The organism is Ruminococcus sp. YRD2003, from assembly GCA_900109435.1.
In the GTDB taxonomy this organism is placed as follows: domain Bacteria; phylum Bacillota; class Clostridia; order Oscillospirales; family Ruminococcaceae; genus Ruminococcus; species Ruminococcus flavefaciens_G.
The window spans coordinates 117,085-143,540 of the sequence record FNZT01000006.1 but is presented as its reverse complement, the minus strand read 5'-3'; the positions used below and the strand labels follow the sequence as shown (position 1 = coordinate 143,540).

Here is a 26,456-nt window from a genome sequence, read left to right as displayed (position 1 = left end):
TGTATTTATCGGAGGCTGTCCTCTTTGCCGAGCATGGAGCTCAGTTCGTCGAGGTCGAAGAATTCGTTTATTGATGCCATACTTGTGTGCGAGATATAGAGGTTGTCGCACTTGTAGAGTATACCGTATTCTTCGCCGACGATGCTGCATCCGTTTTCATCGGAGCGTGTCAGAAAAGCGTATTCCCTGCCGACAATCGGGACCAGACCCGTGCCGACTGTCTCGTGGTAGTAGGTGTTATCGACGTCGTAGTCTTTCAGCTCTGAGCCGTCAGGGGAGGCGTGTGCCTGAACACCGGGGTCACTCATTTTCTCTTTCATGGAGACATAGCCGCCGAGAATACCCAAGCTGAGATGCTCGCCCGCGCTGACTTTGCCAGCAGCTTCCTCAGATACGATGATATCTATCGCCGTGTAGGCAGTTCCGCCGTGCGACTTGAAGCTCACGCTGTCGACGGTGCCGATGATGATATTATCGGCATAAGCGGCGTCTTTCCTGACGTCCTCGATATCCCATGCGAAATCGTAAAGCGGCGTGTTGTCGATGATGTACTTGCCCTCAAGTTCCTCGGGTAGAGCGGGCTCATCGAACAGTTTCTCGGGAAGTGCTTCGTTGTTCTTCCAGACGCCGTCTTCGGTGAGGTCATCGAACCTGCAAGGAATGAGCCTGTCGTAGATATTCTCGGAGTTGACAGCTTCGTATGCGGCAGACACCGCCACCTCGGACACCTTGTACTTCGTCGTGATGTCATCATGAACGCAGTCGGCTGTGCCGTCGGGATAGAATACAAGTTTGAAGGTCTGACCGTCCGAGTTTACGTAAACAAGGGCAGATTCGCCGTCTGCTCCGAGCGGAGTGTCAGCGGGTATCTCCTCCCACGCAGCGAGATTGAACGCCTCAGCGAGCTCGCTGACCTCCTCGGCAGTCGCTTCATAAAGGTAAGGGACGTAAGCCGCGCCCGTGAAACGTACTCTTGCCGCGGAGATATCGCCGAAAGGAGCAATATTTTGGCAGGCGGCTGTTTCGGGTTCGGTCATATCGGTCAGCGAATCATCGGGACGGCTGCTGAAATTACGTATCAGCAGAGCCCCGCCCGAGACAGCTCCCGCAGCGAGTACAAGCACAGAAGCCGCCGCAAGCAGCTTATGCCACAGCGGACGTCGGTATATCTCCACTCCCGAAACGGTGTCCTGCGGCTCAGGGCAGAGTTCGTTTTTTCTTGAATCATAGAGCTTTTCAGCTCTCACGTACAGGCGGGAAACGTCCTTGTCCGTAACCGCACTGTACTCTTCTGACAGCCTTTTTAGTGTTTTATCGTCTGCATTTTCAAGCAGATCAAGGTTAAGTTCATCATTTTTCATATGTGACCCTCCCTAAATGGAAATGTCGGATTTTTCGAGCATTCCCTTCAGTTTTTTGACGGCGCGCGAGCAGCGAACGCGGATATTCTCGGGAGTGAGTGACAGCATTCCCGCGATATCCCGAGCGCTGCGCCCGTAGTAGAACTTCTGCATGATAATGGTCGCATCGGGTTCGCCGAGCTCTGCTATCGTGTCGAGCAGAACTTTTCGGCGCTCGCCGTCATCGGATATTTTCTCGGTGTCCTGCGCATAGTCGGGGAGCTGCAAAGCCTCGTCGTCGAGCGGCAGGTCGGTCTCGCGTGCGCAGCTCCGCCTGTACAGCGCAGCAGCCCTGCGGCGTGCGATAGTGCCGATAAAGCCCGAGATATCCCCGCTCACGTCCTTATCGGTATCGTAGCTGACGAACACGTCTGCGAACACGCTGCACACACATTCCTCGATATCCTCGCGGCTTGCACAGCTGCGGAGCCTGTTGTAAACAATTGTATAAACGTAGTTGCAGTAGGTCTCGAACAGAGCTCTGTGAGCTTGCTCGGGGGAGCGTTTCAGCTCTCTGCGGAATTCTTCATGCGTCATCATCTCACCGCCTTAAAGCTTCAAAATGCATTTATTGGCTTTCACTATATCTATTGTAGATGATACAGCAAAACGTAACAGAAATCAAGAAAATTTTTCGGAGCCACTTAAATTCCAGTGGCTCCGTTGTATATTATGCACTATTTTTGAAATGATGGTTTGGCAATAACAGAGAAAAAATGTGAACTTTTTATGAAACTTCGTCTTTTTTGCCTCTGAAAATCACTTGTTTATAGAAACTTGCGGAATTCTATGTGTGACACCGCAAAAAGGAGGAGTTACAATGAAAAAGCTTATAACATTATCATTTACTATAGGGATGCTTTGCGCCGTTTCGGCGTGCTCTTCGGGGAAGAAGGGCAGCGTCACGCTCAACGAGGTTCAGTACGCCGATGACGGCAGACAGGTACTCACCGTCGCGAGCTTCGGGAGCATCACACCTAAATTTGCGGCGTATACAAAGTTCCCTCTCGATTTCAAGGTCGAGACAGTCAACTACTGTCCCGATGGCACTACCTATGAGGAAGCGTCGCATCAGCTCGACATGGACATGATACAGGGCAAGTCTCCCGATATCCTGTTTGCGCCTCCCGAGAAAATGTACAACTATATCCGAAAGGGCGCAATGACCGACCTTTTTCCTCTTATGGACGAGTACGGCGGCTTGACGAGGGACGAGTTCCTGCCGAATGTGCTCGAGGGTCTGACCGTAGACGGCGAGCTCCCTGCTGTGATAGACAGCTTCTTCCTCAGTACCGCCGTCGCAAAGACAAGATTCATCGGCGGTGAGTACACGAACTGGACTCCCGAGCAGGCTATGCAGTTCTATGAGGATATACCCGAGGGTATGGAGTTCCTTGACGCCGCCAACGAGCAGCTGGCGCCGTATATGCTCGAAAACATAGCGTGCGAGTGCATAGACTTCAAAAACAACACCTGTGATTTTTCAAACAGCAATTTCGTGGACGTGCTCCGATTCTGTGCAGAGCATCCCGTCAAGGACATAAGAGCGTTCGATTACGAGCGCGCGACAGAAATGGAAATACAGGAGCATATCTTCGATGACAGCACACGCGGACTTCGCGATGAACAGCTCGTCTTTCAGTTGAATATCAATGGCTTTGATAGTGCTCTCGCAGAGATGAGCTACGGATATCTGAACTTCGAGGACTTCACCATTGTCGGTCTGCCGAGCAATGACGGCAGCGGCGCGAGAGCGTGGCGTTACCGTCAGACTTGCCCGTACGGCATACTCAAGGGCTGCTCCGACAAAGAGAGCGCATGGAAGCTCGTCAGCAGCTACGTCAAGTACAGAAAGCCGCTCGATAAAAGTGCAAGCGACGGAACTCTCGGCATACCAACGATAAAGTCTCTCTTCGATATCGACTACGAGCGCGGCGAGGACTACAACAACTCGATAAACCGAAAGGTCTACAAGCCTGTACTCGGTGCGAATGAAAACGACAACATAACGGCATATCTCCCGCAGGAGCTGAAGGACAAGCTCCGCGACTACATTTTCAGTGCGAAGATAGACATTTATTTCCCCAATGAGCTCCTCGACATCGTTGAGGAGGAGTATCAGCCCGTGCTTGCGGGGGAGCGCACTCCCGAGCAGGCTGCGGAGATACTCGACAACCGCATAACCACGTATTTAAGCGAGAGATCGTGAACCTGAAAGGAGACTAACTATGAAAAAGCTGTTATCATTACTTATGGCAGTGACCATGCTCGCGGCAGTCGGCTGCACGTCAAAGGGCGGCTCATCGAGCACCGCACCCGAGGCAGTCATCGTCTCGCAGACCAACTACAAGGAGGAGCGTGCCGAGAAGCCGCAGGGCTTCGGCTCGCTGCTCGACATGGCATACGTTGAGGATAAGGGCACGCGCGTCCTGTGGGATTCGACGGGCAAATTCAGCTTTGCCGACTACGACGAGGAGATGAAGCCATCCGCGCCGACGGAGCTGTACTCATGCGATGACTATTTCAACTCCCTCGCGAGCATAGCCGCCGACGGAACGATGTCGCTGTTCATTATCCACGCCGAATTCAGCAAGGAGCTCACCGACCCCGACCATTTCAAGACGGGCGAATACAGCTACGAGATACGTACATTTGACGTTGACGGCGCAGAGCTCTCGGCGGTCGAGCTGACCGACTTCGGCGACTATATCACGCCATATGAGGCGCCGCTGACGCACTTCTGTCCTTACGGCGACGGTTGGATAATCGGCTGTCAGACTGGTCGCTGGCTCATCGGCGCGGACGGCACTGTTTCTGAGAGCAGCGACGACGGCATGACCTTCGAGGCTTATGGAATCGACAGTGACGGAAGATACATCCACGCAAAGGATGTGGAGTTCTGCTATATGGACGGCAAGAGCCTCCGTGACCCTGTCGAGATGACGAAATACGGCGAGTTTCTGCGCCTAAGTCAGGGTATATTCACGGGCGCGGGGGACTACAAGGCGTTCTTCGTTTTGCAGGACGGTATTTTCGGACTGACGGCTGACGGGCAGGTCGTTAAGGTGCTCGGCTTTGTTGAGTCGCACCTAACTCTCATGGAGATATACGCTCTCGCATACGTGGGAGAGGGCAAGTTTGCTCTCTACGGTGGAGACGATGCAGGCACGTATTTTTCACTGCTGACGGTGCGTCCCGATGACTACGTCGAGAACAGGGAGAAGTACACGGTGGGCGTGCTCTCGAAGGATGCCCGCTGGTCGAAAAACCATGAGGAAATGATAGCGAAGTACAACAAAAAAAGCGACAGCTACGAGGGCGAGTTGAAATACTTCACGAGCGGACTTGAAGGGCTCTCGACGGATATCCTCGGCGGAAACAGCCCAGACGTCATCGTCATAAACGGCAGACGCGATATGACGAGGCTTTACAACCTCGGCGCGCTCGCTGATATGAACGAGCTTTCGGAGCAGTACGGCGGCTTCAATGAGGACGATATCCTCGACAATGTGGTCGAGGCGTACAAGTACAAAGACGGGCTGTATATGATGAGCCAGACCTTCACTCTTCCCGTGCTGCTCGGCAAGAAAAAATACTTCCCTAACGGCAATGTCACAATGGACGAATTCATTGATATTGCGTCGAATATGCCCAAGGATATGACTCTCGGCGGAGACTGGCTGTTCCGTCACGAACAGGTAATGGCGAACTTCGTCACAGGCGACCTCTCCGCGTGGGTAGACTTCGACAACGCGGAGTGCTGGTTCGATTCGCCCGAATTCGTAAAGCTGCTGGAGTTCACACATACTGTCCGCCTTGCACCCGAGAGAGACTGGGACGAATTCAACGCATCCATGTCTGATGAGGAGCAGTATATATACAGCACAGAAGTAATGCATTCGGTCGCAAACGAGAAGTCTCTCATAGACGGAGATTCTATAGGCGGTTTGTTTATGCTGAGCGATATCCGTGAACAAAGAGGTCTGAGCAGCGATGATGTTGTGTACCTCGCTACTCCGTCGGATGACCCGAAAAGCAGTTTTAGCGCTCAGAATGACAATATCTTTTCCGTGCTCAAAACAGGAAAATGTATGGAGGGCGGCTGGGACTACGTCAACTTCATAATGAGCGACGATTTCCTGCGGAGCTATCTGCAAACCGAAAGCTTCTTCCATACGCGCAAGGACAGCTTCGAGCAAACGCTTATCGACGGGCAGTACCGCTCACAGCACACTACATGGACGGATGAATCAGGACAGACTCATGCCAGCGTAGAATTTGGAGTTGATATCACCGACGAGGACATCACAAAGCTGAAGGAATATATCAGCACCTGTACGAATCTGATAAGTGCCGACGATGAGATAAGCAGCATTATAATGGAAGAGTACGGCTCGTTCGATTCGGGCGAAGTCTCCGCGGAGGAGTGCGCAAAGCGGATTCAGAACCGCGTATCCCTCATGCTCAGCGAGCAGTCTTGACAAGATTATAGATCTGATGATAAAACTACGAAGGAGGAGTCATTATGAAAAAAACAATGGCATTATTATGTGCGGCGGCGGTGCTCTGCGGAGGCGTGACCGCGTGCGCGGACGGCAAAACGGAGAGCTCAGTCTCGGAAACGGTACAGCTCCGAAGCTACAAAGCGGCGACTATCGGAATGGCTGACTATTTCTCGCGGGTAGTTACCATGAGCAAGGGAAGCGGCGGAGGAGTGCTCGTGTTCGGCGAGCTCAGCGACGGCGGCTATAGCGGCTTTGTGACTGACGGCAAGTTCGCCGACTATCAGGAGTTCAGCTTCACTCCGCAGGAGGACGAGACCGTGCAGAGCGCGGCGATGCTCAGCTACGGCAAGAAAGGCGTGCTCACACAGAAGGACGCCGATACTTTCATTTACATCTACGGCAGCGACAACACGCTTGAGAAGACGCTTGAATGCGGCGAGGTGCTCGGCGAGGACGCTCCGTACGCACGGCTGCACGGTAACGGCGATGACGGCTTTGTTATAAGCTTCGGCGACGAGCGCGGACAAATGCACCTCATCGCACTCTCGGCTGAGGGCAAGCTGCTCGGCGAGGTCAAATGCAGCGATACTGTCGCAGGTGTGGGCTATGATCCCGAAAATAAGCTGAGCGTGCTGCTGACCGATTTCAAGGAGCTGACGGTCAACAGCGTGGACGCACAGTCGCTAAGCACGGTGAAAAAGAGCAGTTATAAGGCGTTTACGTCGTCAGGCTATGCCGTCGGAGCGGGTGCAGGTGACTACAGCCTCATCATGGTCGCGGGCGGAGCTATATACGGTCTGACGGAGACTGACAAGGTCAAGCTCGCGGACTTCACCGACCTCGAATTCCACGACTACGACGTGCAGGACATCGCTATGGTATCCGACAGCGAGATAGCCGTGCTGCTCTATTCGGGCGAGATGTACCTCCTCACAGAGCAGGACGTCTCGGAGCTGAAAGCGAAAGAGGTCATCACGATGGCGACATATTCAGAGGGCTCGATACTCGAGAACGAGGTCAAGTATTTCAATCAGCACAGCGACAAGTACAAGATAGAGTACAAGGAGCTCCCCGGCGAATATTGGGACGACAAGCTGGCGAATCTGCGCTTGCAGATAATCAGCGGCGACGCACCCGACATCCTGCCGCAGGTAATGGCAGTGGGCATAGATACGGTAAATCCTGCGGCTTTTGCCGACCTGTACGAATTCATCGACAATGACCCCGATATCTCACGCGAGGACTTCCTGCCGAATGTCCTCAAGGGCATGGAACGCGACGGGCGTATGGTGGCGTTAGCTCCGACGTTCGAGTTCCACACTGTGACCGCTAAGGGGAGCTATACAGGCGTGCGCGAGAACTGGAGCGTTGACGATTTCATCACCGCCTACAAGAACAAGCCTGCGGACAAGGAGATGTTCAGATTTCAGGAAAGCAGTGCCCGAAGCGGCTATTTCAGCGAGGTCGTGAAGCTCCCGTTCTTCGTTGACTATGACAATGCAGAGTGTCACTTCGATTCGCCCGAATTTATCAAGCTCCTAAACTTCTTCAACGATGAAAAGATAGGACTCTCAATGACGGAATACAACAACCTCTCGGGCGATTTCAGCCATGGTCTTGTTTCTCAGCCTGTAAAGTACGGAAATCTGTTCGTTGATTTTGAGCAGTTCAGTATCCAGTGGTTCGGTCAGTTTCTTGACCAGAAGCGCAACGAATACGGAAACGACTACGTCATAGCAGGCTACCCCTATGACGGTAAACGGAGCGGCTCTTATATTTCGATACAGAACGATGCCGTCGCAATTACCGCTACCTCCAAGCACAAGGAGGGGGCATGGGAGTTCCTGCGTATGATGCTGACGGACGAATACTACACCGAGATAGACTCGAATAAATACCTCTCGTTCCCCTCGCTGAAAAAGCGCTTCGACGAACTTGCCTCCTACACCATGCAGGACGGCTATCCTAACTTTAAGGCAGACGACAGCGGCAGGATAATTCCAGGTGAATTCGAGAAAACAGAGTGGAGATACTATGACTGGGACGATGTGAACAAGAAGATGATAGACGGCGGGAAGCTCGAGCCATTCTCTCAGGAGGAGTACGACTATTTCTACAACTTAGTCACAAATGCGGAGATAATACGCTATGATAACGAGATAAACAAGATAGTCAACGAGGAAACGATGAAATTCTTTGATTACGAATGCACCGCCGAGGAGTGCGCCGATATGATACAGAACCGTGTATCTCTCTACCTCAGCGAGCGCTACGGCTGATATAACGCAAAACAGCGGCACATTGCGTGCCGCTGTATCTTTATGCTTATTTTGAATGCTCGGGGAGAGAGCTGATACTGCCCGCGTCAAGCCTCTGAATCGCGAGCGCGTCGTAAGCAGTTACGCCGTCGCCCGGGTCGAAGCAGTCAGCATTGAGCTTGCCCTGCGGTTTCAGTTCATACTTGTCGCTGTTGGCAATGGACTGGAGTATCGCCACCGCGTCCGCAACAGTGACCTTGCCGTCAACGTTGGCGTCGCCGAGGAGCGTAGCCTGCCCGACAGTAGTTGTTGTCGTGGCTTCGGTAGTCGACTCGGTAGTCGCAGTTGTTGTTTCCTCGGTAGTAGTCACAGTAGTTTCGGTCGTGGTAGTAGTTGTCTCCTCGGTAGTAGTTGTCTCGGTCGTAGTAGTGGTTGTCTCGGTGGTAGTCGTTGTAGTCTCGGTAGTCGTAACAACAGGAATCGCGTCCGCGAAAACCGTATAGTTCATGCAGTTGCCGTTCATACCGTTCTGACCGAGAGTTACCTTTTCGCCCGCCTCGAAAGACTTGGTGTATACGCTGAACTTTACATCGTTGCTCGAAGCAGCCGTCATATCGGTCTTGGTATAGCTGCCGAGCCATGCGGGAGTGTTTCCCGCGTCCTCTACTCTCGTATCGAGGAGGACATACAGGTCGCAATTCTCTCCCACTGTGAATTCAGCGAGGTCAGCGAAGGTGTTCTTGGAGTTGCACGCTGTTAGGATAGCCTCCTTGCCCTTGAGAGCCTCGGGGAGCTCGGTGTATGTGAAGTCTCTGTCGCCGTAGATGAGCGAGCCCGTGCTCGAAGCCTCCGAGAGCGACCACGCGAGCATATTGTCGCGGTCGAGGATGTTGAGGTTCTTGATATAGTTGCCGCTTATGGGCTCGGGAGGAGTGTTGTTGAGCTTTACATTTGGTCTTGCGGGGAGGGGAGCCTCGGTACCGAGGTAGAAGCTCGGGTGCGGAGGCTGGTTGTATGAGCTCTGCTGACAGCCGTTCTGCATACGGTACTGCATATCGTGCATGAGCGTATCTAATCTGTACTTGGTCTCGGTATTTGTGCACCAGATACGGAGCTTGGAGTTATCCTCGGTGCGGAGGACGAGCTCCTCGCGCCAGTCTCCGAAGAGGTCGGCTGTGAGGCACGGAACAGCCTTTGTGCCGTTATTTGAAGCACAGCCCTCTGCTGTGAATATCACGGGATAGTTGTTTATTGCCGCACCGTCTGTGATTGTGATGTTGTCAAGCAGCTCGCGCTCGAGGTCGCCGTCCCAGTAGATGAGGAAGTTCGTGGAAGGCCACTTGTTGCCTATCTGCTTGCCTGTAACGTCGAATACCGCATTGGCGGGTCTTGAGCCCCAGAACTCGGCACCGCTGTTACCTGCAACGATGTTGTCGGCGCAGCAGCGTCCTGTGTCCTTGTCGCCGTCGTAGTGCCAGATTATCTGACCGTTTCTGCCGTCAACGAGGGAAATACCGTACTTTCCGTCCTCGTGGCAGATAAACACTTCCTGACCCTCGTGATTCGGGTCGAGGTCGCCGATGTGCATAGCGTCGCCGTGGAGCTGCTTTGTGGACCAGAGGAGCTTACCGTTGTCGTCGTAAGCGCTTGCGCCCATGCAGACTTCCTGCTTGCCGTCGTTGTCGAAGTCAGCGACCATTACGTTATGGTTGCCGCATCCGTAGGCAGGGTTGCTTGTATCGAAACCTGTATCGAATACCCAGCGCTTGACGAGTTTGCCGTCGCGGACGTCAAAAGCCGAGAGAGAGAGCCTTGTATAGTAGCCTCTGCCATAGATAGCGGAGGGGTGAACGCCGTCGAGGTAAGCGATAGCAGAGTTCATACGCTCGCAGCGGTTGCCGTAGTTATCCTTCCATGTGTCCTTGGCTGTCTGACCTGTCGCGACACCTCTCGGAACGGGAAAATCTATGGTATCGAGAGCACGTCCGGTAGCGCCCTCGAAGAGAGTCATGAACTCAGGACCGTCAAGGATGGTACCGGCACTGTTCACCCAGTTTTTGCTGCCGTCGCCGATGACCTTGCCCGTGCCGTCAACAGTTCCGTCGCAGGTCTTTGTGATGAGCTCAGCCTTGCCGTCGCAGTCGAAATCGGCTACGCACATCTGAGTGTAATGCTGACCGGCGCGGACATTTCTGCCCATGTCTATGCGCCACAGCTTCTTACCTGTGAGGGTGTAGCAGTCAATATAGACATTAGCGGTAAATCCCTGTATGCCCTTATCGGGGTTATGTGTTTGTGAATTATCCTTAGAGTTTGAAGGGTCCCACTTGAGGAATATCTCGTACTGACCGTCTCCGTCAACATCGCCGACACAGCAGTCGTTTGGCGAATACGTATAAGCCTCGCCGTTGATAGTACCGCCTTTCGGAACATCGAGCGGGATATCAAAGTAGTTAGTGCCCGATGTGAAGCGGCAGCTCTCCGAGGATATGACCTCACCGTTTCTGAGCGTGTCAACACGGTACTTGGAGTTTGCGCTGCCCTGAGCGTCCCAGAAGTTGGTAGCCTCGCCCGCCTTGCTTGTGTAGATTAGCTGGTCGTCGCGGTAGAGGCGGAATTCGGCGTCATCGTCATCGTTGGCATTATATCGCCAGCTCACGAACATTCCGTTGCCCGACTTTATCGCGTAGATACCGCGGTCGAGGTACTCCATGATTGCGTTACCGTTGCCGCCCACGCCGTAAGCTGCGTCAGCCGCGAGAGGTGCAGCCTGTCCCGCGAGCATACCTGCCGCAACAGCCAGAGAGGAGACTGCCGCGGTGAGCCTTTTGAATTTGTTCATTGTGGTTAACCCCTTTCAGGTAAGATTATGGAAAAATAACTGTTTTATTCTTTTCTATAGTAACATATTATTCACTTTTGCACAATGACTTTTTGTCTCATAATGATAATATTATTGTGCACAATTGTTCACACAAAAAGGACGCCGTGTGTAGAATAATCGTACACGGCGTCCATGAAAAGACTATTATGCGGCGATAACGAGCTTTCTTATAAGCACCATATCAAACACATCAGCGGAATCGTCTCTGTTGATGTCGGCGTTGAGCCACTGGTCACGCGTGAGCACATCCTCATTAACGAGGTACTTCTCAAAGGTAACGAGGTCGGCTGCGGAGAGCTTGCCGTCGATGTTGACGTCGCCCTTGATGCCTGTCTGCGGGAGAGAAGAGCCCTCGCCGTCTGCTTTGATGATGATGTAGCAGAGGTTGATAGCCTTGTCTGCGGAAGTAAAGCTGAGCTGGAGCTTACCGCTCTCGCCGACTGTAGCATTGCCCTTTACAACAGAGCCGTCGGTCGCGCAGTTGGAAGCTATCAGAGTCTTGGTCGTGCCGTCCACAGCATATACAGAGGGATTCTTCGAGCAGCCCCACGGGTCACGGAACGCCATTTCAATGGTGTAGTCGCCCTGCGGGAGCTCGAATGCGTAGTCGAGGTGGCGGTCGATGTTGTTCTCGTACTGATTCTTTGTATAGCGGAAGCTTACTGATTTATCCTTGCCGTCAGCAGCATTTCCTTCGTCGCACCATGTGTTGGCAGTATAGATGCCTGCACTCTTGGAGCTTCCGTTGTACTGATCGGTGGGATCGTCTATGAGCCCCCACTCCTTGCCCGTTACTTCGTCGGGACCGTAGAGCTGCTCGGTAACGCAGTTGTACATACCGAGCTTATCCTTGCCTGTAACAGTGGAGGTATTGTGGTCGCCGCAGTCAACGTAGTAAGCAATGCTGCTGTCAGCCTCATATGCGGGCTTGACCGCTGTCATATAAATGAAGTCGCATACCTTTGCGGACTCCTTATTGTCATCGGGAGTGAAAACGACTTCGAGAACATCGTAGTCAGTGCCGTCAGCGGTAATGGACTGAGCGCAGCGCTCGATGACATCCTGCGGGATAGTGAGCTTTACGTCGTAGGTGTCCTTATTGCCCGTGTAGTTGAGCTCGCCTGCATAGAGGACGGCATCGCCTACACGGATGCGGATGGTCTTGCCATTGTCAGCCTTGCGGAATGTGACCTTCAGCTGCATGAACTCAGCGTCCTTGTCTATCGCCATACGATAGCTGAAGAATCCGTTAGCCTTAGCGTAGCGGTATGTGCTGTCGTCAGTGACACCCTGAGTGTTATGTTCTATCATGTAGTGGAGATTATCGTTCTCGTACTGACCGTAACCCGGCTGTACAGTATCGGTAGTGCTGTACTTCGCACGCGGAAGCTTCTCAACAGCCGAGCCGTTGCCCGAGAAGTTCCAGTAGATACCGTAGCGCTGCTGATACTGTCTGAAGTGAGGAGTGAAAGTGAGGTCGTGGTCTGTATCCTTGAGAGTGAACTTCAGTGAGCTTCCGTCTCTAACGAGGTGGTCGTTTATGGTCTGCATAAACTGAGCTACCGAGCCGCTCTTTATGTTGATAGTCTCATTGGGGGTAACCTTGTCCTTGGGGATAGTTACCCACATACCTGTCGAGCTCGTAGCCATATTCGACTTGCCGAGCTCAGCGCTGAGGACAACAGGACCATACTTGAATCCGTAAACGGTGTTCTTGTCGGGGAGGGCATAAGCCTTGACCTCCTCGGGTATAGTCAGCTCGATAACGTCGCCGCTGTTGAAGTCGCCCGATACCGAAGCATAGTCGTTGACGGTCTTATAGTTATACTTTGTGCCGTTGACCTTGACAGTCATAGCTCCCGCCTTCCAGTCGGGGATACGGAAACGGAATTCGACCGCACCGCTGCCGTCGATAGTGAACTTGGTCGTATCGCCTTCGGGGATAGTGCTGTTCTGGGTTATCTTCATGTTCTTGTCTTCCCAGTTGAGGATAGAACTCTGATACATATTTACATAGAGGGTATTGTCGCCGTGCATATAAATAGTATCGCCGAGCTTTGAAAAGCTCTCCATACCGCTTCCAGTACAGCACCAGAACTTGTCATACGGTGTGCTGTAGACCTTGAAATAGCCTGTAGCCATCGGCTGGAAGTAGGTAGTCATACCTGTTTCGGGGTTCTGTGAGGAGAGGATAGAGTTGTAGTAGGTACCCTCATAGAAGTCCATGTATTTGCTGTCGCCCGTTATTTTGTACAGCTCGCGGCTGAGCTTGAGCATATTGTACGAGTTACAGGTCTCACAGTTGCAGTTGGTACGCTCCTTGTCGAGGATATCGTCCATACCGAAGTGCTCCCACTCACTGTTTCCGCCTGTGATGTAGGTGTGGTGAGTGACCACCATATCCCAGAAAGCTTCGGCGTACTGGAGCTGACGCGTAGCATCTACCTTCTCGCCGTTGATAGTCTTTCCGTTGCAGATCATATAGCGCTTCAGGGCACCGAGAAACTTAGGTATAGTGGTATTAGCGTGCTTGCCGTTGAGGACGTTTGCGCCGCCCTTCAGTATAGTCTCGTGAAGATTTGTATCATCGAAGTAATGTGCCGCTACAGCATGGTTGTCCTTGCCTGTGATGGCATAGAGCTCGTACATACAGTCATTCATGCCGCCGTATTCGATAGAGAGTACGGTGCGATGCTTCTGGTCGTTCCAGGTCTTGCATCGGTTGTAGACCCAGTCACCGAGATCTGAGCCGAGGTCTTTTGCAGGAGCATACCCCGTAGCGTTGTAGATGTCGACGATACCTGCCATAAGCTTGTGCATTGTGTACCACGGGACCCAAGCCTCGCTTATGATGTTGGACTTGCCAGCCTCAACATTGTCGAACTGGACCTCCACACCTGTCCCGTTGGGATGAGAGGGAGCCCATATCAGACCGGGCTTGCCCTTTGAGTTCTTCTGACACTCTCTGAGTCCGTCGACGAGAGTGGTCATTCTTTTGTAGAGGTCAGAGCGCTGCTTATCGGTGAGAGAGGGGTTCTGATAAGCCAGAGCTATCGCGGTCATATAGTGACCGACAGTGTGACCGGCGATATTGGTATTCTCCCAGCCGCCGTAGCGTGTTGCGCCGTAGGTGTTGAGACCCGCATTCTGGCGGAATCCAGCAAGAAGCTTGTTTGTGTCGAATGAGAGAAGGTACTCGACCTCCTTGTTGAATGCGTTGACGCTGTATTCGTCGAGCATAGTGACGTCTCCGATAGAGAAGTCCTGAATGCCCGCGTCAGCAGCCTTAACTGCGGTCTGACCGAATTGAGGGAACGCGGTCGCGCCGACAGCGATGGCAGCAGACAGTCCGAATGACATCATGCGCCGTAAAAATGAATTTCTCATAGTGTGATTACACCTCCAAAAATATTTCCCGATTTAATTATACGATTTGCAATTTGTTAAATCAACCCATAAAATGCAGAAAAAGTTCACAAAACGATTTGTACGTACAAAGTTAAAGAATTTGGCTATTTCACGCGGTGTGGATTTTGGCGTTGTTGTACTTACAATATCGGCGGGATAATATTCATAAAATATATATTGATTTGGTGTCTCGGAGGTGCTATAATATGTATATATTAACGATAATTTCGCACAAAACATCAGCGTAAAGGAGCAAAATATGGCAAAACGAGAACAATCACGGCCGAGTCTGAAGAACATTCGCAGACTTCAGTTGTCGATGATAATCGGTTATGCTTTTATAATCATCGCAGTAGTATTCATTGTAACGAACTTAGCAGTGAAGAAAACGGATGCGGCGCTTAAAAATAAGGTAATATCAATGTCCTCATCGCTGAACGTGCAGATGAAGCTGAATATGGACAGCTACATCTCGCGCATGGAGACTATCGGCACGCTCGCATTCGGCTCTGCGGACGCCTACACCTATGACGCCACAGACCCGAACAACGATGAGTACGAGGCTATCAACACCGAGAAAGCCATAACGGACAAGCTGTTCAGCCTGTGTATAATGGACAACTTCTGCGACTATGGCATAGTTTACCGCAATAACCGAACCGTCGGCAAGATATCAAACGGCACATCCTCGCTCATGGGCGACACGATGTACGAGGAGCTGAGTTCAATGATAACGAGACAGCGCACTCACGATGGCTGGTGCGCGGGCTATAAGGGTGACCTCAAGCGTATCTACTACGTGAAGCGCGTACATGATAACGCTGTTCTTGTCATGTCCTTTTATACTTCAGAGCTCGAGGCAGTATTCGATAACCCCGAGACTCTTGCAGATATGGACATCCGTCTCGTTGATTCCAACTACGACATACTCTACTCCTCACGCGGGGAAGAGACGGGAAAGCATCTCCCTTCCGAGATAATCAGGCGCGTCGAGGGCAAGACCTCCGCAGCGGTAATGGACAACGACTACCTTGTTTCCGTGAATTCCTGCGTAGACGACTGGTACGTCATCTGCTCGATACCTACGAGGATAATCCTCAACGAGAAGAACGAAATGCAGTATTATATATATATGGTTGGCTTTATAGCAGCCCTGCTGTCGGTAGTGCTTGCGACATTCCTGTCGATACGGATGATACGCCCCGTAAAACGTGCAGTAGCAGCCCTTGACAATAAGGCGAACAGCGACCAGCTGACAGGTATATTCAACAAGCTTGCATTCAACGGCCGCGCTTCCGAGCGCCTTGATTCCTCGCTGAGTATAGAGCGCCATGCGCTGATACTGCTCGACCTCGACAACTTCAAAGGAGTCAACGACACCCTCGGTCACGCATACGGCGACAAGGTCCTCTCCAAGACGGGAAGCATACTCCGTGCAGAGTTCTCGACCGAAGACTTCCTCGGACGCATAGGCGGCGACGAGTTCTGCGTGCTTGTGAACAGCAGTCCGAGCGAGGGCACCGACTACGAGACTTTCATACGCGAGAAGTGCGAAGCCCTCTGCAATGCATACAGGAAGTGCTACTCGGGTGACAAGAGTGACTACAAGATATCGGCGAGCATAGGCGTTTCATTTTTCCCCGAGCACGGCAGCACGTTCGAGGAACTGTATGCTGCGTCTGATAAAGCGCTGTATTCGGCCAAGAAGTGCGGCAAGGACAACTATGTCTTTTATAGCGGCAGCGAGAGCGGGGAGGTGTCTGACGAATGAACGCATTAGGCAGGTTGATAGCCTTCGCGGCGGCATCAGCAATGCTCATTCAGTGCGGCTGTGCAGGCAAGCAGATAGTGCGCTCCCAGAAAGAGCAGACGGTCATCAGCCTTGCATGGTGGGGCAATGACCCGCGTACAGAGTACACGCTCGAAGCCGTACGCATATTCGAGGAGCTCCACCCCGACATAAAGGTAAAGTGCAACTATTCGGAATGGTCGGGCTATGAAGCGAGAAACCGCATACGAATGGTATCAGAGACCGAGTCTGACGTCATGCAGATAAACGTAGGCTGGCTGGATGATTTCTCAGCAGACGGCTCGGGCTATTATGACCTCAACGAGGTCTCGGACGTGCTCGACCTGACGAATTTCCCTGAGAATACGCTGAAATACGGCACAAGAAACGGCGTGCTCAACGCGATACCAATTGCGATGAACACCGAGACCGTATACATAAATAAGACAATATTCGAGGAGCACGGGCTCGGCGTCCCGCAGACGTGGGACGATATGTTCGCAGCAGCGGATGTTCTCGGCAAGGACGGCATATATCCGCTCTGCGGCGCATCCAAGGCGATATGGCTGTATTCGATAGCCTATACCGAGCAAAAGACAGGCAGGACATTTTTGGATGAGAACGGAGCTATCGCCTTCACACCGGATGAGTTTCAGGTTATGATAGGATTCTACACGGAAATGGTCGGCCGCAAGGTGATACCCAAGATAGAGGACTTCAAAAAAGTCAATGTCGAGAACGGCACCTGTGCGGGAGCAGTCGCATGGGTCAGCGACGCAATAAACTACTTCGGCAAGCCCATCGAGCGCGGCGACGAGGTAATTGCAGCTGATTATACGGCATTTTCCCCCGCAGACAGCGGCGCAGGCTGGTATGAGAAGCCTGCAACCCTCTACGCTATGAGCAAGAACACAGCCCACCCCGATGAGGCGGCGCTGCTGCTTGATTTTCTTCTCAACAACAAGGAAATGGCACTGCTGCAAGGAGTTGAGAAGGGCATACCGATAAGCAAGTCGGCAAAGGATTATCTTGACGAGGCAGGAAAGCTCAGAGGCTTGCAGTATGAGGCGTCCGTCGTAATGGACGATAACTCAAAACTCCGCGAAATGTCGCCGCTCATCGAGAATGCCGACATCATCAGTGCCTTCAACGAAGCTGCAAATCTCGTGCTGTACGACAAGGCGGCGCCTGAGGAGGCAGCTCAGCAGCTCTACGACACCTGCGCAGAGCACTTTGACATAGCGCGTGTCTCCTGACGGCGCTGCATCTTCCTCCAGCTGAAAAAGCCGTAAAGGTCATTTGCAAGGAAAACCACGAAGCACATGAGCACCGAAAGGTACGAGCGGTCACTTATCGAAGCGAGCGTCCACAGAACGATCAGCACTGCGTCGTTTGCCGCATAGGCGAGAGGAAAGTATATAGTCCGCCTGAAAGTCAGGTATGCAGCTGCAAAGCTTGTGGCGACGGAGATCGTGCTCGGAATGAGATTTGCTGTGTTGAAGCGACGCAGGATGAAGAAAAACAGCACCGTCACAAACAGCGTGAGCGAAGCCATGAAAAGTGTCTCACGCAGCGAGATGCGGTTTACCCTGACCTCTGCTCCTCTTCCGCCCGACGGGTGTCTTAACCAGGAAATGAGAGATATCACAGCCATCGGCAGCGTCATTCCGAGGTAAGTTATCATTTCGCCGTAATAGGCAAAGGAATAGGATATTATCCCGTACATAGCGCTGAAGGCTATCATCAGCACCTGTGCGAGCGGATTACCCTTAGCGGCGAGGATAAGCGAAGCAGCACCCGTGAGCGAAGCTGCCGTTGACAGCAGCCCGCTGCCGCCCGAAAGGATGGATGCCGCTGTTATCAGAAGCATCGAACCGAACCACAGTACGAGTTCGGTGCGTGTGAAATATCCGCGTGTAAATTTCATATTTTCCTCCAAAAAAAAACACCCGTCACACATCTTCAAGGACCTAATGATGTGAGGCGAATGCTTTCAGCATTTTTTCTACCCGGTGGCAGTAAAGCTATTATATCACTTTTGGGCGGTATGTGTCAAGTTCTGTGAAGCAGTTGATTTTTACTGCATGATGTGGTATCATAAAAATGGTAAAGACAACACCGCACAAAGATCGTGATGAACCGGCACAGTGGGATCATTTGTCAGATGTACAGAAAGACCGCAGGCATACCGATGTATGTCAATGGACTTTCCGTGCAGGATGACGGAGAATATCCAAGCAGATTCGGTGCAAAGCCGTCAGGCGGTCTTTGTGAGGCGTTGCCTGAAGTAATTGGCGAAAGGAGCCGGCAATGAGCGTTATACAAACTACAGCAAAAACTATGCGCGAGCTTGCGGACAGATACCTCTCGGAGAGGACTGCCGAACCCAAGTGTGTACACAGGACACTGCTCCTGCGTTCGCTTGTGATATTGAAGAAGCTATATCCCGAAACAGAGGATTTCTTCGCACCGATGATGAAAACGCTGATGCCCTACGCCAAGCGTCCCGACAGAAAGGGCGACTACGAAAACGGCATGGGGCGTCACTATTACTGTGCGCTTAGCCTGAGCGGCAAGGAGATGAAAATGGTCAACTCCTACTACCGCAACGGCGTCAAGAAGCATACCAAGAGTGCCCGTACCATGTTTGAGGAGGACTATACAATGGCACTCACCATGCAGCACGCGGGCTATATTGACGAGTGCGGCAGATTTCTCGGGCGAGCGGTGCATATGATATCGGATATGTGCTGTCTACCCCACACTGCCTCAATGACGTATTACTCGCTCGGCAGGAGTTTCCACAAGGGATATGAGCGCCTTGCCAAAGCGATATATCCCGAGCTCGTCCCCGAGCAGACGCCCGAGAAACTCCCTAAGCTGTTTGAGTCGCGTGCGACATTTGCAGACGACCTCAATAAGATAGTCCTCGAGACAGCAGGCGGACTTACCGCCGTAGAAGCAGACCCCGTCGAAGCCGTAAAGGAGCACCTTCTCCGCACGGAGCGAGTGATATGTGCATTTCTTATGCGGTTTTACGAAGACCTCACCGCCAAGGAGCGTGAGGCGCACTATATCCTCAACGGCTCGGGCTGCCGACTGCTGAAGGGCACGGACGTGATGACGGTAAAGATAACGGAGAAGGGGCTGATACTCCACGGAGTCAACCCCTCGCCCGAATCGAAGGTCAACGTCACGGATATGGTGTTTTACGCCGCACACCGTCACGACGGCTTGTTCACGCTCTCGCCCGCAAAGGACAGTGATGGGCGCGTGCTCGAGGTCAAGGACGGCAAGCTTCGGCTGAGGAAGTTCGATCCATTGCACGGTGAGCAATTGTTCAGACTATAGGAAGCAGCGCAGTGTGCCTAAAAACAAAGCCAAGGGACTGATGTTCCTTGGCTTTTGTACTTATATGAACCTTATACCTGCTTTTTCAAGCTTTTGATGCGCCTTTTCTATCTTCTTTGCGGGGAAGACCGAAACAGTGCCTCTGCGGAGTATCTCCGCCTTGATACCGCGCTTTGCGGCACCGAGAGCAGTTGAGGTCACGCAGCCGCACTCGTCCAGTCCGCAGAGGTGCAGCATATCAATGCCCTTTTGCTGTATCAGTTCGCGGAGCTGCTTGTTTGAGAGCGCGTCGCCGACGAGTTTGTCGAAGATGTGTTCGGAGACGATATCGAGCCCGCCGTAGAGCTCGGCACCCTCCGTCCCCGCTATTGAGTAGCCGAAGAGGAGACGGTTCGTAGGGAGGTTCTGAATAATGTGTCGGATATAAATGACCTCACACCCATTGTCGCGGTACTCATGTATCAGCGCGTTAACGTCGCCGACGAGCTTGTCCGTATCATAGGTAAAGCGCGGCTTGCGCTTGTCGCAGAGGTAGTCGTTCTGCATATCTATAACGATGAGAGCAGTTTTCATATAATCACTCCTTATCCACGGTTGATGATGTAAGCTGTATATCCCGCATAGAGCACGAGCATTACTGCTCCCTGCCACCTGACGAGCTTTTTCGACCTGAAGCACAAGAGGAGCACCAGCCCGCTCATCAGAATAAGGACAGCCGTATCTATGAAGTTCAGCATAGTGAATTCCACGGGATGTATCGCAGCTGCGACTCCGAGCACGAACAGGATATTGAAGATGTTCGAGCCGATGACGTTTCCGAGAGCCATATCGACCTCATTTTTCTTAGCGGCGACCATCGACGTTACGAGCTCGGGGAGGCTCGTTCCGAGTGCGACCACCGTCATACCGATGAGGTTGTCGGACATACCGAATCTGCGGGCGATGTCGGATGCACCCGAAACCACCATTTTACCGCCGGCAGCGATAGCCGCCATACCGATGATGATGAACAGCACCAGCTTCCAGACAGGCATAGTCTTGAATTCATCATCCGCCGAGGCATCCTGCTTTCTTGCAGTGCCTATCATGATAACGAGGAAGCCAATGAACACGACAAGAAGAATGACGCCGTCGATGTGACCGACCGTCTTATCAGGTCGTCCGAGCAGCATAAGAAGTCCTGCGATGCCTATCGAGAACGGGAAGTCGCGTTTGAGCGACAGACCGTCTATTTTCAGCGGACAGAGCAGCGCGCACATTCCGCAGACGACCATGAGATTGAAAATGTTCGACCCGACGACATTGCTTATCGCGAGTTCATTCTTGCCGGCGATGGCAGCGCTGACGCTGACCGAAGTTTCCGGCAGGCTCGTACCCATAGCAACGATAGTCATGCCGATGACGAGAGGCGAGACCTTGAGCATTTTCGCAGCAGCGGAGCTTCCGTCGACGAAGAGGTCGGCACCTTTTATCAGCAGGAAGAATCCGCCGACGAGCAGTAGATATTTCAGCATAAATGTCTCCTTTATTATCCGTTATAGTCATAGAACAGCCTGTCGAGCAGCTTGTCGAGGTCAGTTCTGTTCCCGAGCGCAGCCCTCACGAACGCGCCCGCATTTTGTATCATCAGACGCAGGTACAGCCAGTCTCCGAGGTCATCGTACTTGCGGGTAGAATTGATGAGGCAGTTATGTCGGAGCACCGTATAGCGCTTGCCCATTGCTTTTCCGAAGGCTTTGAGCCGTTTTGCCGTAGCAGCATCTTCCATAGCTTTTTTCTCTGTGAAGCCGCCGACCTCGGTGAACGTACTTTTCTCCGCCCAGAAGATACCGCAGTACAGCCCTGTAGCGGCAAACGACACGCGGCAGAGCAGATCGTTGAGGTGAAGCGGGAGCGAATACCGCTCGAAGCGGATGGGAGCACCTCCGCCGATGAATTTTCCCGAATTGAGCAGACGGACAGCTTCTCTTATCGTTCCGCGGGTCATACGGTTGTCGCAGTCAATGGTCATGACAACGTCGCAGTTTGCGGCGAAAATGCCTGCATTGCGGACTTTAGCGATACATCTGTCCTCATTGAGGAGCACCCTCGCTCCGAGTTCACGGGCGATGTCGGCAGTATTGTCCGTGCAGCGGTTGCAGACGACGATGATCTCTACCTCTCCGCCGTAGAACTCGGCAGCCTCGCGGATGGAGCCGATACACCGCGCAACGAAGCGCTCCTCATTATGTGCAGGTATCACGACCGATACCGTTCTTTTTTTTCTCATATCCATACCTGTCATAGCTTGTGAACGAGTGATACATGACCCTCAAGCTCGGTGAAACCGTTTTTTCTGTAGAAATCGTAAGCGGGGACATTTTTTTCGGTCTGTAGGAAGATATGGTCTATCCTCATATCCCTGACGATGTCCTCGATACCGTGAAGGAAGACAGTCCCGAGCCCCTCATGCTGTCGGGAGCGGCTTATACAGAACTCATAGATGTAGTATTCGGTGCCCGAACACCAGTGCATGATGCTGCCGAGCGCGATCCCGACGAGTTTGTCCTCGTCGAAGAGACCGAACGCGAGGGAGTTCCTGTTGCCTGTGAGGTCGAGCAGATACTCTGTGAGCTGAATGTCATCGCTCCAGTCGTCGCACCACGGCTCATTCATGAAAACGTCACGGAAGAGCAGTTTTATCTCGCCGAATCTGTCGGCACCGAGCTTGATTATGTCCATACCCGAACCTCCGAAAAAAGTATAGGCAATACCGCACAAAGCTTGTGCTGGAGATGCGCCGACAGATTTTTCGTCAGATTGTATAGAAATTCCGCAGGCATACTGACGTATGTCAAGGAATTTCTGTGCAAGATGACGGAAAATATGCAAGCATATCCAGTACAAAGCCTTCAGGCGGGCTTTGTGCGGTGTTGCCTATATATATTATAACATAAAGAGGAGGTATTGGCAATACGGTCAGCTTATGTTCATTCTTTTACTTTGGACTGCGTGCTGTCAAAGCCCGCGCTGTAACCGCCGTTTGCGACGGCAAAATGCACAAAAAAAGCTTCCTTTCGAGAAAGTTTGAGGCTCAAATGCAGAAATTTTACTTTAAATCGGTTTTCTCTTGAATAAAGAGGCTGATTGTGCTATAATTCGATTTGGTTCGATTTTTTCCTGCAACAGCAGGGGATACGGCTAATGCATATACATTTAAGCTGTTAGCCATTAGCCGTTAGCCATTAGCTCGTGGTGTCCGCTGTCGCGGATCATTCAAAAAATCGCCGTCAGGCGATACCGAAAGCTAAAGGCTAAAGGCTAAGAGCTAAAGGCTTGCATATCAAACAGGAGGTTATTTATGCTGGCAGCACAGATTTTTGCCATAGTCATTTTCGTCGCAATGTTCCTGCTAATCGTCTGGGACAAGATAGAGCGGCACATCGTCACGCTCGGCTGCGGACTTCTCACGCTGGTCATCGTTTTCGGTATCTGCATGAGGAGCTGGACAGCTATCTGGAACACTATCGCTGTCAAGGATTTCGCGGCAAAGGAGTTCTGGTATCAGGTAACCGAGAGTGAGAGCAAGGGTATCAACTGGGCGACCATAGTGTTCATCGCAGGGATGATGATAATGGTCGAGGGCATGGCAAAGGCAGGCTTTTTCCGCTGGCTGTGCATGAGGATAGCCTACCTCGTAAAGTGCAGGACGATACCGATATTCATAACATTCATGGTAATGTCGGCGGTGCTCTCGATGTTCATCGACAGCATCACGGTCATCATGTTCCTTGCGGCAGTGACCGTTGAGCTTGCACAGCTTCTCAAATTCAATCCTATCCCGATGATACTTTCGGAGATATTCTGCGCCAACCTCGGCGGTTCAGCCACGATGTGCGGCGACCCGCCGAACATCATCGTCGGCACATCAATGGGCTTCTCGTTCTTCGACTTCCTGATGAATACAGGAGCAGCTGCGGGCATCTCGCTCGTTGTCTGCGTCGTGTTCTTCTACATAGTCTTCCGCAAGGAGCTCGTCTCCAAGAGCACAGAGCCTGTGGATATGTCCAAGCTCCCGAAGCCGTCGGAGGCTATCACCGACAAGACAAGCTTCATTCTCAGCAGCATCATTTTCGGCATTGCGGTAGTGCTCCTTGTGACACATTCCATGACTCACCTTACCGTAGCAGCGATAGGCACATTCATCGCAGCGATAACGCTAATCGCAAATGCCAAGCACGCGCTCGAGCTGCTCAAAAAGGTCGACTACAAGACTCTGGTTTTCTTCATAGGACTGTTCATCGTCGTATGCGGACTTGAAGAAACGGGCATACTGAAATACATCGCGGACTTCATCAGCGACATCTCAGGCGGAAACATCATGCTCATGGTAGCCATCATACTGTGGCTGTCGGCAATAGCCAGCGCATTCGTAGACAACATCCCCTTCGCGGCGACAATGGTGCCTGTAATACAGAGCCTTGCCCCCATAGTTACCGCAAGCGGCGCCGACCAGCATACACTCGCGTGGGCACTCTCGCTCGGTACGGATATCGGCGGCAGCGCTACTCCTATCGGAGCCTCCGCAAACGTAGTCGGTACATCCGTCGCAGCAAAGAACGGCTATCCCATAAGCTGGGGCAGATACTGCAAGAAGCTCGCCCCTGCAACCGTAATAGTTCTCGCTATATCCACAGTTTACCTGTTCGTAAGATATCTTTGATAAGGGAGGAAAACTATGTCACAGCTAATAATATCAGTCGGACGTGAGTTCGGAAGCGGCGGACGCGTTATCGCGGAGGCTCTTGCCAAGAGATTCGATATCCCGATATATGACCGTCATCTTATCACCGAGATAGCCAACAAGACAGGTATGTCACCCGAGGAGATAGAGAAGCTCAACGAGGCGCCTAATTCGCGTCTAATCTCGAGAAGAGTGCGCGGCTTCAGCAACTCGATAGAGGACAACATCGCAGAGATGCAGTTCGACTTCATCCGCAAGAAGGCAGAGAGCGGAGAGTCATTCGTTGTTGTCGGAAGGTGCTCCGAGACCAAGCTCCGAGACTTCGACGGACTTGTTTCCCTGTTTATCCTCGGCGACATGGACGCGAAGATAAAGCGAGTAATGGAAATATACGAGATGTCCGAGCATGAAGCCAAGAGCTTCATTGAGAAGAAGGACAAGAAGAGAAAGCGCTACCACAATTACCACGTGCATATGCACTGGGGTGATTCGCGTCTCTATGACCTGTCTATCAACAGCTCGCGACTCGGGATAGACGGCACGGTTGATTACCTTGAAAAGTACGTGAGAGCACGTATCGGAGAATGATAAAAAGCCATAAAGAAGCGTCAGCATCTTTATGGCTTTTTTTTCGGGCATGAAGTGTGAACGGGTAAATTTGTGCCTTATTTCATCTTCATATTTAGGTCAGAGGAGAGTTATCGTACATCTTTTTCAGTTTTTGGATCGCGCGCTTTTCTATACGTGAGACATAGGAGCGTGATATCCCGAGCTTTTCAGCCGTCTCGTTCTGAGTATGCGGAGCTTGACCGTACAGCCCGTAGCGGTAGACGATCAGCTCAGTCTCGCGTTCATCGAGACAGCTTGCGAGGAAGCGGTAGAGCTGCTTAGAGCGTATCGTGAGCTCGACCTGTTCGTGGATGTCGATGCCGTCGTCAATGATGTCGATGAGGGTCATGGTATTGCCGTCCTTGTCGGTCTCGACGGGCTCATTGATGTAAACATCGCCGGCAGACTTTTTAGCGGCACGGAAATTCATCAGTATCTCATTTTCGATACACCTGCTCGCATATGTCGCGAACTTGGCACCTTTGGTGTAGTCGAAGGAGGACACAGCCTTTATCAGCCCGATAGTGCCAACGGAAATGAGCTCATCCTGCTCGGCGGCGGACTGGGTATACTTTTTAACGATATGAGCAACAAGGCGGAGATTGTGCTCGATCAGCTTATTTTTTGCGGTTTTATCGCCCTCGGACATTCTCCTGAAGCATTCCTGCTCATCCTTTTTCGTGAGCGGCTTAGGGAAAACGCAGGTATTGTCAACATGGAGGGCGAAGAAAAAAAGACTTTTCAGCAGTTCAAGAAACATCATATCACCTCGAGAAATGATATGCAGAGGAGTTTGTACAATATTTCCGAAGCTAAAGGATCTACTCCGTATAGGAGTGGTACAGCTCATTGAACTCCTCAAGTGCAAGCTTTATCATACGTGAGTTGCTGACAGGGTATTTACCGTTATACTGTTTGAAGCGCACGCCGTTATTATTTAATGATTTACTGAATCGGCGCAGGCGCTGATCGACAGATTCGGGAGTAGAACCGAGCTCTTCCGCGATACAGGGATAAAGCCTGAGAGTGATCTTTTTTATCAGACCTGGCTCGAGAATGCAGAGCTTCATAGCAATACACATGGTGATAAAACCCGAGTTCAGGGTCGAAATGCCTTTAGAGCCGAGATAGCTCATAATATCGAGCATAAGATGCTGTTCATCGGCGGGGAGCAGGTCAATGACAATGTACTTGCATATCTCGCTGAGCAGGTCAGGCATGAGGAAAAAATTGGTAATACCCGCAGCCTCAAATCTTCTTCTCATCTGAAATGATTTGACATAAGACAGGACAAAGATCTTCATATTCGGGTACTCACTGACCATTTTATCGACGAACGAGAAGAGCTCCTCGCTTTCGCTGGTGACAAAGAAGACCAGTGCGTCGGGCTTATATTCAGCACATTTGCCAGCAAGCTCAGTGAACAAGTTGCTGCAGCGGATTATCGAGCAGCCCAGATTGCCGAGCGCATTGGAAAGATTCCAGCCTATTCCGCCGATATTATCCCCAGTAAGGAGGCTGTATTTCAT

Annotated in this window: 19 protein-coding genes; 8 read left to right on the top strand and 11 right to left on the bottom strand. The window is 51.9% G+C overall.

Annotated elements, in window-relative coordinates; all coding sequences use genetic code 11:
- Positions 1-5: 5 nt before the first annotated feature.
- Together BMX22_RS05915 and BMX22_RS05910 are read right to left on the bottom strand one after the other, a co-directional pair.
- Positions 6-1,361: a hypothetical protein gene (locus BMX22_RS05915; protein WP_074741552.1), complete on the bottom strand. Its 1,356-nt coding sequence runs from the start codon at positions 1,359-1,361 to the stop codon at positions 6-8.
- A 12-nt stretch (positions 1,362-1,373) separates the two neighbouring features.
- Complete coding sequence (locus BMX22_RS05910) at positions 1,374-1,937, bottom strand: RNA polymerase sigma factor (protein ID WP_074741550.1); 564 nt, start codon at positions 1,935-1,937, stop codon at positions 1,374-1,376.
- A gap of 283 nt (positions 1,938-2,220) precedes the next feature.
- Here BMX22_RS05910 and BMX22_RS05905 point away from each other — a divergent pair, with 283 nt between their 5' ends.
- Genes BMX22_RS05905 through BMX22_RS05895 form a run of 3 tightly spaced genes read left to right on the top strand, consistent with a single transcriptional unit; the run spans position 2,221 to position 8,184 of the window.
- Positions 2,221-3,609, top strand: coding sequence for a hypothetical protein (locus BMX22_RS05905; RefSeq protein WP_074741548.1), 1,389 nt, complete (start codon positions 2,221-2,223; stop codon positions 3,607-3,609).
- A 19-nt stretch (positions 3,610-3,628) separates the two neighbouring features.
- A complete protein-coding gene (locus tag BMX22_RS05900) occupies positions 3,629-5,881 on the top strand; it encodes an ABC transporter substrate-binding protein (protein WP_074741546.1) in 2,253 nt (750 codons plus the stop codon).
- A gap of 44 nt (positions 5,882-5,925) precedes the next feature.
- Entirely contained in the window at positions 5,926-8,184 is a 2,259-nt protein-coding gene (locus BMX22_RS05895) for an ABC transporter substrate-binding protein (RefSeq protein WP_074741544.1), read from the top strand.
- A 46-nt stretch (positions 8,185-8,230) separates the two neighbouring features.
- Here the strand turns inward: BMX22_RS05895 and BMX22_RS05890 are convergent, their stop codons facing one another.
- Complete coding sequence (locus tag BMX22_RS05890) at positions 8,231-11,005, bottom strand: cellulose 1,4-beta-cellobiosidase (protein WP_074741542.1); 2,775 nt, start codon at positions 11,003-11,005, stop codon at positions 8,231-8,233.
- 186 nt (positions 11,006-11,191) lie between these two features.
- Positions 11,192-14,434, bottom strand: coding sequence for a beta-L-arabinofuranosidase domain-containing protein (locus BMX22_RS05885; protein ID WP_074741540.1), 3,243 nt, complete (start codon positions 14,432-14,434; stop codon positions 11,192-11,194).
- A gap of 280 nt (positions 14,435-14,714) precedes the next feature.
- Here BMX22_RS05885 and BMX22_RS05880 point away from each other — a divergent pair, with 280 nt between their 5' ends.
- Positions 14,715-16,226, top strand: coding sequence for a sensor domain-containing diguanylate cyclase (locus tag BMX22_RS05880; protein WP_074741538.1), 1,512 nt, complete (start codon positions 14,715-14,717; stop codon positions 16,224-16,226).
- Positions 16,223-17,500, top strand: a complete 1,278-nt coding sequence (locus BMX22_RS05875; RefSeq protein ID WP_074741536.1) for an ABC transporter substrate-binding protein — start codon at positions 16,223-16,225, stop codon at positions 17,498-17,500. Before BMX22_RS05880 ends, BMX22_RS05875 begins: the two co-directional genes overlap by 4 nt.
- Here the strand turns inward: BMX22_RS05875 and pnuC are convergent.
- Entirely contained in the window at positions 17,455-18,171 is a 717-nt protein-coding gene (gene pnuC, locus BMX22_RS05870; RefSeq protein ID WP_143055480.1) for a nicotinamide riboside transporter PnuC, read from the bottom strand. The two genes, BMX22_RS05875 and pnuC, sit on opposite strands and share 46 nt — an antisense overlap.
- 383 nt (positions 18,172-18,554) lie before the next feature.
- On the opposite strand from pnuC, the gene BMX22_RS05865 reads away from it, so the two are divergent.
- The gene (locus BMX22_RS05865) at positions 18,555-19,595 is read left to right on the top strand and encodes a hypothetical protein (RefSeq protein WP_074741532.1); all 1,041 of its coding nucleotides are present in this window, start codon (positions 18,555-18,557) and stop codon (positions 19,593-19,595) included.
- Positions 19,596-19,655: 60 nt separating this feature from the next.
- Here the strand turns inward: BMX22_RS05865 and BMX22_RS05860 are convergent, their stop codons facing one another.
- From BMX22_RS05860 to BMX22_RS05845, 4 genes are read right to left on the bottom strand one after another with little or no spacing between them, the layout of a single operon-like run.
- Positions 19,656-20,168 carry a cysteine hydrolase family protein gene (locus BMX22_RS05860; protein WP_318259693.1) on the bottom strand — a complete coding sequence of 171 codons (513 nt, stop codon included), beginning with the start codon at positions 20,166-20,168 and terminating at the stop codon, positions 19,656-19,658.
- An 11-nt stretch (positions 20,169-20,179) separates the two neighbouring features.
- The gene (locus BMX22_RS05855) at positions 20,180-21,109 is read right to left on the bottom strand and encodes a calcium/sodium antiporter (RefSeq protein WP_074741530.1); all 930 of its coding nucleotides are present in this window, start codon (positions 21,107-21,109) and stop codon (positions 20,180-20,182) included.
- Positions 21,110-21,123: 14 nt separating this feature from the next.
- Complete coding sequence (locus tag BMX22_RS05850; protein WP_074741641.1) at positions 21,124-21,864, bottom strand: glycosyltransferase; 741 nt, start codon at positions 21,862-21,864, stop codon at positions 21,124-21,126.
- A gap of 11 nt (positions 21,865-21,875) precedes the next feature.
- On the bottom strand, positions 21,876-22,316 hold the full coding sequence (locus BMX22_RS05845; protein WP_074741528.1) for a GNAT family N-acetyltransferase: 441 nt from the start codon (positions 22,314-22,316) through the stop codon (positions 21,876-21,878).
- Between the two features lie 619 nt (positions 22,317-22,935).
- Here BMX22_RS05845 and BMX22_RS05840 point away from each other — a divergent pair.
- The gene (locus tag BMX22_RS05840) at positions 22,936-24,297 is read left to right on the top strand and encodes an SLC13 family permease (RefSeq protein ID WP_074741526.1); all 1,362 of its coding nucleotides are present in this window, start codon (positions 22,936-22,938) and stop codon (positions 24,295-24,297) included.
- 15 nt (positions 24,298-24,312) lie between these two features.
- The gene (locus BMX22_RS05835) at positions 24,313-24,906 is read left to right on the top strand and encodes an AAA family ATPase (protein ID WP_074741524.1); all 594 of its coding nucleotides are present in this window, start codon (positions 24,313-24,315) and stop codon (positions 24,904-24,906) included.
- A gap of 94 nt (positions 24,907-25,000) precedes the next feature.
- Here BMX22_RS05835 and sigK read toward each other — a convergent pair whose 3' ends face one another.
- Both sigK and BMX22_RS05825 read right to left on the bottom strand, forming a co-directional pair.
- Positions 25,001-25,687, bottom strand: coding sequence for an RNA polymerase sporulation sigma factor SigK (sigK, locus tag BMX22_RS05830; RefSeq protein WP_074741522.1), 687 nt, complete (start codon positions 25,685-25,687; stop codon positions 25,001-25,003).
- 61 nt (positions 25,688-25,748) lie between these two features.
- Positions 25,749-26,456, bottom strand: coding sequence for a sporulation initiation factor Spo0A C-terminal domain-containing protein (locus BMX22_RS05825; RefSeq protein ID WP_074741520.1), 708 nt, complete (start codon positions 26,454-26,456; stop codon positions 25,749-25,751).